The sequence below is a fragment of the Rhodococcus sp. HNM0563 genome, assembly GCF_012726195.1.
GTDB lineage: Bacteria > Actinomycetota > Actinomycetes > Mycobacteriales > Mycobacteriaceae > Rhodococcus.
Genome location: NZ_JAASAF010000005.1, coordinates 207,844 through 221,393 on the forward strand (window position 1 = coordinate 207,844; position 13,550 = coordinate 221,393).

Genomic DNA, 13,550 nt, shown 5'->3' on the forward strand with positions numbered 1-13,550 from the left:
CACAGGTTAGAGGCAAAACCGGGCGTGCCAATCGGGCGCGCCGTCCGAATTGCACGTGACATGCGCGCTCTGCGCGCGAAGGAGAACACAGCAGTGTCTGTCAAGATCAAGCTCACCCGTCTCGGCAAGATCCGCAACCCGCAGTACCGCGTTGTCGTCGCCGACTCGCGTACCCGCCGCAACGGCCGTGCTATCGAGACCATCGGCCTGTACCAGCCGAAGGAAGATCCGTCGATCATCGAGATCGACTCGGAGCGCGCGCAGTACTGGCTGAGCGTCGGTGCACAGCCCACCGAGCCCGTTCTCAACCTTCTCAAGATCACCGGTGACTGGCAGAAGTTCAAGGGCCTGCCGGGCACCGAGGGCACCCTGCGCAAGGCAGAGCCCAAGCCGACCAAGCTCGAACTGTTCCAGGCCGCACTCGCGCAGGCCGAGAACGAGCCGGCTGCCGAGGCGATCACCCCCAAGAAGAAGAAGGCCGCCAAGGAAGAGGCCACCGAGGCTGCTGCTGAGTCCACCGAGGCCGCCGAGTAATGAGCGCCGTGGTGGCCGATGCGGTCGAGCATCTCGTCCGAGGCATCGTCTCGCACCCCGATGATGTGCGCGTCGATCTCATCACCGGTCGCCGTGGCCGCACCGTCGAGGTTCACGTCAATCCTGACGATCTCGGCAAGGTGATCGGTCGCGGTGGCCGCACCGCGACGGCGCTGCGGACCCTCGTCACCGGAATCGGTGGCCGAGGCATCCGCGTCGACGTCGTCGACACCGACCGTTAGGGCGCGTCGGTGGAGCTCGTGGTCGGCCGTGTCGTCAAGTCGCACGGCATCAAAGGTGAAGTGGTCGTGGAGGTCCGTACCGACGAACCCGACGAGCGCTTCGCCGTAGGTGCGGTCCTGCGTGGCCGCAAACCCCGCGAGCAGAAGCTGCACAACTACACGGTGGAAGCCGCCCGGGAGCATTCCGGGCGGCTTCTGCTGCGTCTCACCGGGGTAGCCGACCGCACCGGTTCAGATGCGATGCGGGGCATCCTGTTCGTCGTCGACAGCGACGATCTGTCGCCCTCTTCCGACCCCGACGAGTTCTACGATCACGAACTCGAAGGTTTGCCGGTGCGGATCGTGGCGGGCCGCCCCGATGGCGGTACCGAGATCGGCACCGTACGTGAGGTCCTGCACACCGCCGCGGGCGAACTTCTGGCAATCCGGCCCGCCGACGATTCGAGCCGGGAGATCCTCATCCCGTTCGTCACCGAGATCGTTCCGACGGTGTCGGTCGCCGACAGCATGATCGAGATCGACCCACCCGGCGGCCTGCTCGATCCCGATTTCGGTGAACCGCCTACCAAGGCGAAGAAGCAGCGGGAAACGAAGCTGCGCCGGACAACCGAGGAAAACGAGTAGCCTGTGCGGCTCGACGTGGTCACCATCTTTCCGGAATATCTCGAACCACTACGCGCGGCACTGCTCGGCAAGGCGATCGACAAGGGTCTGATCTCGGTCGGCGTGCACAACCTGCGTGACTGGACCCACGACGTTCACAAGGCCGTCGACGATTCGCCCTACGGTGGCGGACCGGGCATGGTCATGAAACCCACCGTCTGGGGCCCCGCTCTCGACGACGTCCTCGATGTCGACGAGAGCGAAACCGACTCGGATGTGCTGCTCGTCGTCCCCACACCCGCGGGCAGGCCGTTCGACCAGGCCACCGCACAACGGTGGTCGACCGAGAAACGCATCGTCTTCGCGTGCGGTCGCTACGAGGGCATCGACCAACGAGTATTCGACGACGCTGCGAAACGCGTCCGCGTCGAGGAAGTCAGCATCGGCGACTACGTACTGATCGGCGGCGAGGTCGCCGTACTGGTCATGGTCGAGGCAGTCGTACGCCTGCTTCCCGGCGTACTCGGCAATCAACAGTCGCACCAGGAGGATTCGTTCTCCGACGGGTTGCTCGAAGGCCCCAGCTACACGCGGCCCGCGTCCTGGCGTGGCCTCGAAGTTCCCCCGGTCCTGCTCTCCGGAGACCACAGCAAGGTCGCACAGTGGCGCCGCGAACAGTCGTTGGCCCGGACACGCGAGCGACGTCCCGATCTGCTCACCGGCGACTGAGCCCGGATCAGCCGAAGACGGTCTCCACCACCATCGTCAACGTGTCGCGTGCATGCCGGGCGCTCTCGTCGTCGGATGCGTCGTACATCGAGGTGTCGGGAAGGAACGTGCCGTCGTACTCGGGGTCTTCGTAGGTCACTGTCTCCCGCGACAACACGGCGACCACATACCGGTGGTCGTCGCCGAAGAATCCGGTCGACAAGTGAATCCACTGTGATCCGAGGCAACACATCCACCCCGCCTTGGAGCCGAGATCCACCGTGTCCGGGAGTCCAGCGGACAGACCGAACTGCTGATCGTAACCATCTGCTCCAGTGGGCTCCCACTCGAGCAGATACCCGATGATCCGGGCACCGGCAGGTTCGTCGAATCCGTCCGTGCTGCCGAGCAGATGGTCGTACCAGGTCAAGATGTCCGATGCGGTGGTGAGGGTGTTCCACCAGAAGTCGACAGGGGCGACCGTTCCTCGGAGGGCGTGCCGCTCGACGACACGAGCGACGATCTCGGGACCGCCGAATGCATCCCACAACAGAGACGCAGCCGAATCATCCGACCGGGTGAGCATGGCGCGGATCAGGTCGTAGTGGTCGTCGGTCAGCAGGATCTCGCCGATTCCTTCCCGGAACAGCAGGTCGTCGGCGATGAACAGTTTGACCACCGAGGCAGTCTCGATGGGCTCGTCGACGCCGCCGACCGTTCGCGCACCTGTATCGCGGTCCAAGACGGCTACCGTGACCTCAGCGCCACGTCCGGCTGCGAGTCGTGTCGCCGTGTCGATGCGGTCTGCGAGCCCGTCCATCCTGATCGGAGTCGTGATGTCGGTACTGGCGCCGGCCGCTACATGCAGGCCCGCAGCGGACACCTCGGACCCTGGGGCAGTCAACCCGTTCAGGGGCGTGCCGCACGCCGACAACGTTGCTGCTACGACCAGCAACGCCAAGCCCGACCGGAACCGATCCCGGGTCATTGCATGCTCCTGTATTCCATTGTGCGACGCGCAGCGCGCCGATAGTCGAAGTTCGGTGTCCGCCGAGCAGGTGCTCGTGGCGCCACGGGGACCACACGAAAGGATAAAGGTAGGGTCGATCGTCGTGACGACCCAACTCGACACCGTGAACCGGCGCATCGCCGACGAACTCGACGTCCGCGAGAACCAGGTGGCTGCGGCGGTGGAACTGCTCGACGGCGGCTCGACCGTGCCGTTCGTCGCTCGCTACCGCAAGGAGGTCACCGGGGGGCTCGACGACGCCCAACTCCGCACCCTCGAAGAACGCTTGAGGTACCTGCGCGAACTCGACGAACGCCGCGCTGCGATTCTCGAATCGATCGAAGAGCAGGGCAAACTCGACGACGAACTCCGCGGACAGATCATGCTTGCCGAGACGAAGGCCCGCCTCGAAGATATCTACCTGCCCTACAAGCCCAAACGCCGGACGAAAGCTCAGATCGCCCGCGAGGCCGGACACGAGCCCGTGGCCGACGCACTCATCGGCGATCCGACCACCGATCCCGCGCAGTACAGCGCCGAGCAACTCGATGGTGCCCGGGCGATCCTCGTCGAACGATTTGCCGAAGACGCCGACCTCGTCGGTGAGCTACGTGAAGCCATGTGGCAACGCGGTGGACTGAAATCCGCGGTGCGGCCGGGCAAGGAAACCGAAGGCGCGAAGTTCGCCGACTACTTCGAATTCTCCGAGCCGTTCGCCGACCTGCCCTCGCACCGTATCCTCGCGGCGCTGCGCGGCGAGAAGGAAGAAGTGCTCAGTCTGTCGCTGGAACCCGAACTCGAAGAGCAGGAGCCCGGGGCGCCGTCGTACTACGAAGGCCGGATCGCCGGTCGCTTCGGAATCGCCGACCGAGGACGCGCCGCCGATCGCTGGCTGCTCGACACCGTGCGCTGGGCGTGGCGCACCCGTTTGCAGGTGTCGATGGGTATCGACGTGCGGATGCGACTCAAGCAATCCGCCGAAAGCGACGCCGTCGACGTGTTCGCTGCGAACCTTCGCGACCTCTTGCTTGCAGCGCCGGCCGGAACACGCCCCACGATGGGCCTCGACCCCGGCTTCCGCACCGGCACCAAGGTCGCCGTTGTCGACGCGACGGGCAAGGTCGTCGACCACACGACGATCTATCCGCACCAGCCGCACAACAAGCACGACCAGGCGCTCGCGACTCTTGCAGCTCTGGTGGCGAAGCACGGTGTCGAACTCATCGCCATCGGCAACGGCACCGCCTCCCGCGAGACCGACGCCCTCGCCTCGGAGTTGATCGCCAAGTCCGGCTTCACCAACGTGACCAAGATCGTGGTGTCGGAAGCCGGCGCGTCGGTGTATTCGGCCTCCGCATACGCCTCGCAGGAATTGCCCGACCTGGATGTGTCGATCCGCGGTGCGGTCTCGATCGCGCGGCGCCTGCAGGATCCGCTCGCCGAACTCGTCAAGATCGACCCCAAGTCGATCGGCGTGGGCCAGTATCAGCACGACGTGTCCGAGACGATGCTCGCCCGGTCGCTCGGTGCGGTCGTCGAAGACGCGGTGAACGCCGTGGGAGTCGACGTCAACACCGCTTCGGTCCCGTTGTTGTCCCGAGTCTCGGGCATCACCGGATCACTTGCCGAGAGCATCGTCACCCACCGCGATCAGAACGGCCCGTTCCGCACGCGTAAGGCGCTCAAGGACGTCGCGCGACTCGGCCCGAAGGCCTTCGAACAATGTGCGGGCTTCCTTCGCATCCCAGGCGGCGACGACCCGCTCGACGCGTCCGCAGTGCACCCCGAGGCCTACCCGGTGGTCCGGCGGATCGTCGACCGGAGCGGCACCGGCGTCCTCGAACTGATCGGCAGTTCTGCTCTCCTCGCAGAACTGCGGCCGGAGGACTTCGTCGACGACAAGTTCGGTCTGCCGACCGTCACCGACATCATCAGGGAACTCGAGAAGCCGGGTCGCGATCCGCGTCCCGAGTTCAAGACCGCCACGTTCGCCGCAGGAATCGAGAAGGTCGGAGACCTGACTCCGGGCATGGTGCTCGAGGGAGTCGTCACCAACGTCGCCGCCTTCGGCGCGTTCGTCGACGTCGGGGTTCACCAGGACGGACTCGTGCACGTCTCGGCGATGTCGAAGAGCTTCGTCCAGGATCCGCACGATGTGGTGAAGTCGGGTGAGGTCGTCAAGGTCAAGGTGCTAGACGTCGACGTTCCGCGACAGCGCATCAGTCTCACCTTGCGCCTCGACGACGAGATCCCGTCAGGATCCGACAGTGACGGCGGTGCCGCGCGCGGTGGCCGCCAAGGTGGACCTCGGCCCGCTCCCCGCGGTCAGCAGAGCAGCGGTCGCGGACAGGGCGGCAGCCGTGGCCGTGGACAGCGGGGCGCCAAGCAAGGTGGTGGCAGGCAGAGCCGGCGTCCCGACACCGCACCTGCATCCGGATCGATGGCCGACGCTCTTCGTCGGGCAGGATTCGGCAAGTAGCCGTTCCCGCGTGCCGGTCGTATCGCGCCGCGATCGACCGGCGCCTGGGATGCTGAAAGCCGTGCGGGTTTCACGGCCGGAAGACTTCTGGGTCGCCGAAACGAGGGCGTCGGTGCCGCGATGATGAACTTGCTCCGAACCGAGATCATCGATCAGGGGCGATTGCCACTGCTGTGCTTCCTGCTGGGTTTCGTCGTCGCATTCGTGTTCATCCGCATCAGCGTGCGGATGATCCGGGCGAAGGTGCGGTGGTGGCCCGGCAACATCACGCCAGGGGGACTTCACGTTCACCACATGGTGTTCGGGGTGATCACGATGGTCATCGCGGGTGGCGGTCTCATCTCGGTGTACGAGGTGGGCTCCAGGACCGTCATCGCCATTTTCGCCGCGCTGTTCGGGGTGGGAGCGGCCCTGACGCTCGACGAGTTCGCGCTCATCTTCTATCTCCACGACGTGTATTGGGAGGAAGAAGGACGTGTCTCCGTCGACGCCGTGTTCGTCGCCATCGCTGTGACCGGGATGCTTCTGCTCGGTCTGCAACCCCTCGATCTCGTCGACCTCACCACTTTCGACGATCGCGGAGACTGGGCGAGCCGATTCGTTCTGGTGGTATTGGTGCTCCTGAATCTGCTGCTCGCCGGCGTGGTGCTGGCCAAGGGCAAGATCTGGACCGGTCTGGTCGGACTGTTCATCGTTCCGTTGCTCTGGGTCGGCGCGGTACGCCTCTCGCGGCCGGGGGCACCCTGGGCCCGCTGGCGCTACCAGGGCAAGACACGGAAGATGTCTCGCGCGATCGCGCGTGAGCGGAGATTCCGCAGACCGGTGATCCGAGCGAAGATCTTCGTGCAGGACCTCGTTGCGGGTGCCCCGACTTTCGAAGCGGTGCTCGGCAGCGTCGAGCATTCACGAATCGCGGCCGAGGCCGTTCTCGACAGGACCGTGCACCCGGCCCGGGCACCCGGGATTTCACCCAACCAGGTGGAGTCTGGCACTATAGACAGGTTGCCCCGTTCGGGCACGCCTACCTGATCTGGGCACGAACCGGTCGAGCCCGCCTCACGGCGGTCGCCGCCAGGTTCCTCTGCTCGAGCGAACAAGAGGATAGAACACCGATGAACACCCTGGACTTTCTGGACGCCAAGTCGCTGCGCGACGACATTCCGAACTTCCGCCCCGGCGACACGCTCGACGTGCACGTCAAGGTTATCGAGGGCTCGAAGGAGCGTGTGCAGGTCTTCAAGGGCGTCGTGATTCGTCGCCAGGGCGGCGGCATCCGCGAGACCTTCACCGTCCGCAAGATCTCGTTCGGTGTCGGTGTCGAGCGCACCTTCCCGGTGCACAGCCCGAACCTCGCGAAGATCGACGTCCTCACCCGCGGCGACGTCCGTCGCGCGAAGCTGTACTACCTGCGCGAGCTGCGCGGCAAGGCTGCGAAGATCAAGGAAAAGCGCTGATCGTCGCTGCTTGACGGCATACCTTACGAGCCCGGCCCGGATTCACTTCCGGGCCGGGCTCGGTCGTATCTGTTCGAATGCCGCCTCGTCGGACTGCCGTGAGCATGTGCGACTCATCGACCGCCGAGCAGTGGCTGCAGGTACGAGATTCGGGTAGACGCTAGTCTTGTCCGGTGGCAGATTCACCGCACGAACCGGCCGGGCCGGACGCGAACCGATTTGGCGACGACCGACTCTCGGCACACAACCGGACGCGCGGTGCCCACCACAGAAGGGAGGAACCGGACGACTCGAGCGACGACCGCGGAACCGAGAAGAACACGAAGAAGCAGAAATCGTTCTGGCGTGAACTACCGATCCTGATCGTCGTCGCGCTCGCGCTGAGTTTCCTCCTCCAGACCTTCGTTGCCCGCGTGTACCTGATCCCGTCCGAATCGATGGAACCGACGCTGCACGGTTGCCCCGGGTGCACCGGCGACCGCATCGTCGTCGAGAAGATCGGTTACCGATTCGGTGATCCGCGTCCCGGAGACGTCATCGTGTTCAAGGGACCCGATTCGTGGTCCGAGGGTTACACCTCGACGCGCTCCGACAACACGGTCATACGCGGACTCCAGGAAGTGGGCTCGCTCGTCGGGTTGGTCCCGCCGGACGAGAACGACCTCGTCAAGCGCGTGATCGCGGTGGGCGGACAGACCGTCGAGTGCTGCGATGACCAGGGCCGCATTCTCGTCGACGGACAACCGATCGACGAACCGTACGTGAAGATGGACTACCCGTTCACACCCGGTGTCGTCACGTGCGACACCGAAGTGCCGTCCGGACGCTGCTTCGGTCCTGTCACGGTGCCCGAGGGCCATGTGTGGGTGATGGGCGACAACCGAAGCAATTCCGCGGACTCCCGCTATCACGTCGGTGACGAGCATCAAGGGTCCATTCCGTTGGAGAATGTCATCGGAAAGGCGCGCTTCATCGTGCTGCCCCCCGGCCGATGGGGCCTCATCGATTCCCCGGAGATCATGCCTTCGTGAGTACCTGGCCCCCGCGCCCGGTGATCCGTCGATCATCGGGTCTACGGACGATGGAATCGACGCTGCTGCGATGCGGGCTCGGCCCGGTCGCCGGTGTCGACGAAGCAGGCCGTGGACCGTGTGCAGGCCCGCTGGTCATCGCCGCCTGCATCCTGGAGCCGAAACCACACCCGTCGCTGGATCGCCTGGACGATTCGAAGAAACTGACCGAGAAGACCCGTGAGGAACTCTACGACGCGATCGTGCGCCGCGCGCGCGCGTGGAGCGTGGTGGAGGTGCCCGCCGACGAGGTCGACGCCATCGGAATCCACGTGGCCAACATCGAGGGGATGAGACGCGCTGTCGCGGGTCTGCCGGTCGCGCCGGGATACGTCCTCACCGACGGCTTCCGGGTTCCGGGCCTGCCTGCGCCGTCGTTGCCGGTGATCGGCGGGGACGGCGCCGCGTCATGCATCGCGGCGGCGAGTGTCCTTGCGAAGGTGACTCGCGACCGGATCATGGTCGAGTTGGATCGAACGTATCCGGGGTACGGTTTCGCGATACACAAGGGCTACAGCACGGCTGTGCACATGGCGGCACTGCGCGAGCTCGGCCCGTCACCCGAGCATCGGAGATCATGGGCGAACGTGGCCGCAGCATGCGGCGAAGCACCGTTCCGACGCCGGCTCGTCGGAGCCGGAGCGGATGCGAGATGATGGCAGGACACACCAGAGTGGGAGGACACCGAGACCGATGAGCGCCGAGGATCTCGAGAAGTACGAAACCGAGATGGAACTCTCGCTTTACCGGGAGTACCGCGACATCGTCGGTCAGTTCGCCTACGTCGTCGAAACCGAGCGGCGCTTCTATCTTGCCAACGCCGTCGAACTGCTGCCCCACAACGCCAACGGCGAGGTGTATTTCGAAGTTCGGATGTCGGATGCGTGGGTGTGGGACATGTACCGTCCCGCCCGGTTCGTCAAGCATGTCCGGGTGATCACCTTCAAGGACGTCAACATCGAAGAGCTCGACAAACCCGAACTTCGTCTGCCCGACAAGCTGGGGTGAGCCCCGCACCGTAACAAACAACTCGGACAGGGTTGCCGTACGACGGGCAATGCCTCGGCGGTTGTCCCCAACCGGTCGTTTCCTCCACAGATTTCCCCTATCGGGCCTGAGACGGTCCGCTCACCCGATCTCGCTGCTGCACAGTGTGTGCACGCAGGGAGGAGCGATAGGGATGGGACGAAATCAAGATGTGGGGATCCGCGGCGAGGACCTTGCCGCAGAACACCTCGAGTCCACTGGAATGGTGGTTCTCGAACGGAACTGGCGGTGCCGGTACGGCGAGTTGGACCTGATCGCGCAGGACGGCGCGGTCCTCGTGTTCGTCGAGGTGAAAACCCGAACCGGGTTCGGGTACGGTACGCCGGCCGAGGCCGTCACGCGCGTCAAGGCGGAGCGGTTGCGGAGGCTGGCCGGTTTGTGGCTCGCCGACCAGGACCGGCGATGGGATCGCATCCGCATCGACATCGTGACGGTCGTGCTGATTCGCGGGAAAGCCCCCGAAATCACCCACCGTAAGCAGGTGTTCTGATGGCGCTGGGGAAGGCATGGTCGGTGGCCGTGGCAGGTATCGACGGACACGTGGTCGAGATCGAGGCCGACATCGGTGGCGGATTGCCGGGTGTGAAGATGGTCGGGTTGCCCGATACTGCGCTGCAGGAATCGCGTGACCGAGTGCGCGCAGCGGTGTCCAACTCCGGTGGGAAATGGCCGGACTCGAAGGTGGTACTCGCGCTGTCACCTGCGACACTGCCCAAAATGGGCAGTGTCTACGATCTGGCTCTCGCATGCGCGGTGCTCAACGCAGCCGATGTCGTACCGCTCGAACCGATGACGAAAACGATTCTGCTGGGCGAGCTTGCGCTCGACGGCCGGTTGCGACCGATCCGTGGAGTACTTCCAGCCGTCGTCACGGCGAACAACTACGGATGGTCGCGAGTAGTGGTTCCCACCGCGATGATGACCGAGGCGTCACTCGTCGCGGGGATCGATGTGTACGGCGCCGACAGTCTGCGCGACGTGGTGTTGTGGCTACAGGGTGACGGACCGCTCGAACGCCCCGACCCGCGGGCGGCGCCCGCACGAACGCTCCGCGCCGACCTCAGCGAAGTCGTCGGGCAGCACGAGGCTCGCCGCGCGATCGAGGTCGCTGCCGCGGGCGCCCACCACCTCATGCTCACCGGTCCACCGGGCATCGGGAAGACGATGCTGGCCCAGCGCCTTCCCGGAATCCTCCCCGAACTGAACGAAACTCACGCACTCGAAGTGACCGCGGTTCATTCGGTGGCAGGCACCCTCACGGCGGATCGGCCCCTTGTCACAGAACCGCCGTTCATCGCTCCCCATCACACCGCGACGGTGGCTTCGCTCATCGGTGGTGGCACGGGCCTGGCCACCCCGGGAGCGGTCAGTCGCGCGCACCGCGGAGTGTTGTTCCTCGACGAGGTGGCAGAGATGGGAACGAAGACTCTCGAAGCATTGCGAACACCTCTCGAGGACGGAGAGGTTCGGATTGCACGCCGAGACGGCGTCGCCCGATATCCCGCCCGATTCCAACTGGTGCTGGCAGCAAATCCCTGCCCGTGCGCGCCGGCGCGCGACGCCGATTGCGTGTGCGTGCCCACAGCGCGGCGCCGATATCTGGGACGGCTGTCGGGACCCTTGCTCGACCGTGTCGACTTGCGGGTGAGGATGCAATCGGTCGCGACGAGTGCGCTGATGGGCGAGGCAGGGGAGAGCACCGACGATGTACGAACCCGAGTCGCGACCGCGCGTGCCGCTGCGGCGGAGCGGTGGAACGACTTCGGGTGGGCGACGAACGCGGAGGTTCCGGGGCCGGCCCTTCGCCAGAAATTCCGGTTGCCTGCCACGGTGGTCAAGCCGGTGGAATGGGCGCTGCGTAAGGGTGCGATCACGGCACGAGGGGCCGACCGGGCATTGAGAGTTGCCTGGACCCTTTGCGACTTGGAAGGAGCTTCCCGGCCCAGCGAGATCCACGTGGCCGCCGCGCTCGACTTCCGGGATCGAGGTGCCGCGTGACCGGTCGAACCACCAGCGGGACGACCGTCGACGCGACACCGAACAGCGACGAGAGACGGCACGCGTGGGCATATCTCTCGACGGTCACGCTCGGTGCTTCGAGGATGGTCTCCGCGGCGATCGCCGAGCATGGAGTAGTGGAGGTTGCGCACTCACTGCGGGAAGGTTCGGCCGGTGCCGAACTCACCGCGAAACTCGCGGCTCGCGTTCATCTCGATACGGCCGCAACCGACCTCGATCGCTTGAATCGGGCCGGGGGGCGGCTCGTCACTCCGGACGATGACGAGTGGCCCGCATGGCAGATGCTCGGGTTCGACCAGCTGGACACTGCCACCGATGCGGAGGGGCCGCCGCTCGCGCTGTGGGTATGGGGGCAACGACGGCTCGATGAGCTCGTCGAGCGCGCGATCGGGATCGTGGGCACGCGCGCCGCGAGCGGTTACGGCGAGCACGTGACAGCAGAGATCGCAGGCGACCTCGCCGTCGACGGGTGGACGGTGGTATCCGGGGCGGCCTTCGGGATCGATGCCGCAGCACATCGCGCTGCACTTGGAGTGGGAGGCACGACCGTTGCGATACTCGCGTGCGGCGTGGACCGGGCCTACCCTGCAGCGCACGCGAAGCTCCTGCGAGGAATCTCCGAATCAGGTTTGGTGGTCAGCGAATACCCGCCCGGCACCGTGCCCGCGCGGTACCGGTTCCTTGCGCGCAACCGGCTCATCGCGGCGCTGTCTGCGGGAACCGTGGTCGCAGAGGCAGGCTGGCGCAGCGGCGCCCGTAACACGGCGGCGTGGGCTCGGCGGCTGGGCCGGCCGGTGGTGGCGGTGCCGGGCCCGGTCACCTCGGCGGCGTCGCAGGGATGTCACCGAATGATTCGTGAGGGCGAAGCACGGCTGGTGGGCAATGCACGGGAAGTCGTCGAGGAATGCGGTCCACTCCTCGAAGCCGGCGACGACCGGGATGCCCGGTTCGTTCGGGCGCTCGACGGCCTCTCGGGAGATCTGGCACTCGTCTACGAGGCATTGCCTGCGGTGGGAACGTGCGAACCGATCGCGGTAGCGGAGTCTGCGGGTGTTCCGGTCGACCGCGTGCGCGCGGCGTTGCCCTTGCTGGAGATGGAGGGACTCGTCGAGCGTGACGAGGACGGGTGGTCGCGGGTAGCGGGCAGATAAGGGTTCGTCGGCGGGAACCGGCTCGACCGAGTGAGCGCTGGGTGGCTACTGCGCCGCCGAGGACTCGTCCGCGCCGGTTTCCGGCTTGTCGTCCGCGCCGGCTTCCGGCTTGTCATCGACGTACCAGGCAAGGTCTTCGCGATGCCACTTGACGGCGCCGCGGTGTGCCTTGCGGAACTCCTTGAGGACGGTCCGGTCGACCGACGGGTGACCGCTGTCGCCCACGTAGATCCACTCCGAGCCGAACTTCGATTCGATGGCGTCGACCATGTCGGCCTGGCCGACCCGGCGTTCGGTGTTGATGATGTCGATCATCCAGGTGGCGATGTCGGACGCGCTGGTGCTCATGGTCTCGAGCGTAGTCGGCCGGCATCGGGTTGCTGCGCCTGACGTCGAGGACCGAGTAGTGTCGTCGAGGATAGGTAACCCTAATAAGGAGGTACGGTGGCGCCCAAGGCCCCGAAATCGTCGACCCTGACAGTGCTGCGCACGGAGGTCGTGTCCGAACACTTCGTTCGAGTGGTGTTCGGAGGTGACGGGTTCGCCGACTTCACTCCGCGTCCCGAAACCGACAGCTACGTGAAGATCGAGCTGCCTGCGGGAGACGAGACCGTCGTACGCACCTACACGGTGCGCCGTGTGGACCGGGCCGCCGAGGAGATCTGGGTCGACTTCGTCGTCCACGGGGACGAAGGGATCGCCGGTCCGTGGGCGCGCTCCGTCAAGCCGGGGACCGAGGTCGTGCTCCGGGGGCCCGGAGCGGGCTACCTACCTGATCCTGCGGCGGACTTCCACTTGCTGGCAGGCGACGAGACAGCAGTTCCCGCGATCGCGACAGCGCTCGAATCACTTCCGGCGCACGCTGCCGGAGCGGTGTTCATCGAGGTGGCCGGGGAATCCGACGAACTCGATCTGATCGCACCGGCCGGCGTGACCGTGACATGGCTTCATCGAGGTGTCGCGGCGGGCGATGCCGGTCCGGACCGTATCGACGGCAACGCACCGCTCGTTTCCGCGGTGCGGGAACTACCGTGGCCGGATGGTGACATCCAGGTGTTCGTGCATGGTGAGGCGGAAAGCGTCATGAAGCACATCCGTCCATATTTGCGTAAGGAACGGGGAGTGCCCTCCGCGCGCGCGTCGATTTCCGGATACTGGCGTCGCGGCAGGACCGAGGAAGGCTTCCGCACCTGGAAGCGTGAGCTCTCGGAGAGCGAGGCCGGCTGACCGACTC

Annotated in this window: 16 protein-coding genes; 14 read left to right on the forward strand and 2 right to left on the reverse strand. The window is 65.7% G+C overall.

The genetic code is table 11. The annotated features are described in order from the left end of the window. The first annotated feature begins 93 nt into the window (after positions 1 to 93). From rpsP to trmD, 4 genes are read left to right on the forward strand one after another with little or no spacing between them, the layout of a single operon-like run. On the forward strand, positions 94 to 534 hold the full coding sequence (rpsP, locus tag HCA61_RS13195; protein WP_169688645.1) for a 30S ribosomal protein S16: 441 nt from the start codon (positions 94 to 96) through the stop codon (positions 532 to 534). Further along, positions 534 to 776 carry an RNA-binding protein gene (locus HCA61_RS13200; RefSeq protein ID WP_169688646.1) on the forward strand — a complete coding sequence of 81 codons (243 nt, stop codon included), beginning with the start codon at positions 534 to 536 and terminating at the stop codon, positions 774 to 776. Before rpsP ends, HCA61_RS13200 begins: the two co-directional genes overlap by 1 nt. Positions 777 to 785: 9 nt before the next feature. Further along, complete coding sequence (gene rimM, locus HCA61_RS13205; RefSeq protein ID WP_169688647.1) at positions 786 to 1,400, forward strand: ribosome maturation factor RimM; 615 nt, start codon at positions 786 to 788, stop codon at positions 1,398 to 1,400. A 3-nt stretch (positions 1,401 to 1,403) separates the two neighbouring features. After that, the gene (gene trmD / locus HCA61_RS13210; RefSeq protein WP_169688648.1) at positions 1,404 to 2,108 is read left to right on the forward strand and encodes a tRNA (guanosine(37)-N1)-methyltransferase TrmD; all 705 of its coding nucleotides are present in this window, start codon (positions 1,404 to 1,406) and stop codon (positions 2,106 to 2,108) included. Positions 2,109 to 2,115: 7 nt separating this feature from the next. Here the strand turns inward: trmD and HCA61_RS13215 are convergent, their stop codons facing one another. Next, positions 2,116 to 3,075 (reverse strand): serine hydrolase, encoded by a 960-nt coding sequence (locus tag HCA61_RS13215; protein WP_169688649.1) that lies wholly within the window; start codon positions 3,073 to 3,075, stop codon positions 2,116 to 2,118. A 124-nt stretch (positions 3,076 to 3,199) separates the two neighbouring features. On the opposite strand from HCA61_RS13215, the gene HCA61_RS13220 reads away from it, so the two are divergent. From HCA61_RS13220 to dprA, 9 genes are all read left to right on the forward strand, one after another. Beyond that, positions 3,200 to 5,575: a Tex family protein gene (locus HCA61_RS13220; protein ID WP_169688650.1), complete on the forward strand. Its 2,376-nt coding sequence runs from the start codon at positions 3,200 to 3,202 to the stop codon at positions 5,573 to 5,575. Positions 5,576 to 5,695: 120 nt separating this feature from the next. Next, positions 5,696 to 6,604, forward strand: coding sequence for a hypothetical protein (locus HCA61_RS13225; RefSeq protein WP_169688651.1), 909 nt, complete (start codon positions 5,696 to 5,698; stop codon positions 6,602 to 6,604). A gap of 83 nt (positions 6,605 to 6,687) precedes the next feature. Continuing rightward, positions 6,688 to 7,029: a 50S ribosomal protein L19 gene (rplS, locus tag HCA61_RS13230; RefSeq protein WP_054715236.1), complete on the forward strand. Its 342-nt coding sequence runs from the start codon at positions 6,688 to 6,690 to the stop codon at positions 7,027 to 7,029. 173 nt (positions 7,030 to 7,202) lie between these two features. Further along, positions 7,203 to 8,060: a signal peptidase I gene (gene lepB / locus HCA61_RS13235; RefSeq protein WP_169688652.1), complete on the forward strand. Its 858-nt coding sequence runs from the start codon at positions 7,203 to 7,205 to the stop codon at positions 8,058 to 8,060. Continuing rightward, positions 8,057 to 8,755, forward strand: a complete 699-nt coding sequence (locus HCA61_RS13240; protein WP_169688653.1) for a ribonuclease HII — start codon at positions 8,057 to 8,059, stop codon at positions 8,753 to 8,755. The genes lepB and HCA61_RS13240 overlap by 4 nt, the downstream gene beginning before the upstream one ends. 37 nt (positions 8,756 to 8,792) lie before the next feature. Continuing rightward, complete coding sequence (locus HCA61_RS13245) at positions 8,793 to 9,107, forward strand: DUF2469 domain-containing protein (protein WP_006550963.1); 315 nt, start codon at positions 8,793 to 8,795, stop codon at positions 9,105 to 9,107. Positions 9,108 to 9,279: 172 nt separating this feature from the next. Then, positions 9,280 to 9,636 carry a YraN family protein gene (locus HCA61_RS13250; RefSeq protein ID WP_169688654.1) on the forward strand — a complete coding sequence of 119 codons (357 nt, stop codon included), beginning with the start codon at positions 9,280 to 9,282 and terminating at the stop codon, positions 9,634 to 9,636. Next, positions 9,636 to 11,144 carry a YifB family Mg chelatase-like AAA ATPase gene (locus HCA61_RS13255; RefSeq protein ID WP_169688655.1) on the forward strand — a complete coding sequence of 503 codons (1,509 nt, stop codon included), beginning with the start codon at positions 9,636 to 9,638 and terminating at the stop codon, positions 11,142 to 11,144. The genes HCA61_RS13250 and HCA61_RS13255 overlap by 1 nt, the downstream gene beginning before the upstream one ends. Continuing rightward, the gene (gene dprA, locus HCA61_RS13260; protein WP_346777560.1) at positions 11,141 to 12,316 is read left to right on the forward strand and encodes a DNA-processing protein DprA; all 1,176 of its coding nucleotides are present in this window, start codon (positions 11,141 to 11,143) and stop codon (positions 12,314 to 12,316) included. Before HCA61_RS13255 ends, dprA begins: the two co-directional genes overlap by 4 nt. A gap of 45 nt (positions 12,317 to 12,361) precedes the next feature. On the opposite strand, the gene HCA61_RS13265 is transcribed toward dprA, so the two are convergent. Next, positions 12,362 to 12,664 (reverse strand): hypothetical protein, encoded by a 303-nt coding sequence (locus HCA61_RS13265; protein ID WP_169688656.1) that lies wholly within the window; start codon positions 12,662 to 12,664, stop codon positions 12,362 to 12,364. A 96-nt stretch (positions 12,665 to 12,760) separates the two neighbouring features. Here HCA61_RS13265 and HCA61_RS13270 point away from each other — a divergent pair, with 96 nt between their 5' ends. Further along, positions 12,761 to 13,543 carry a siderophore-interacting protein gene (locus HCA61_RS13270; RefSeq protein WP_169688657.1) on the forward strand — a complete coding sequence of 261 codons (783 nt, stop codon included), beginning with the start codon at positions 12,761 to 12,763 and terminating at the stop codon, positions 13,541 to 13,543. Positions 13,544 to 13,550: the final 7 nt, after the last annotated feature.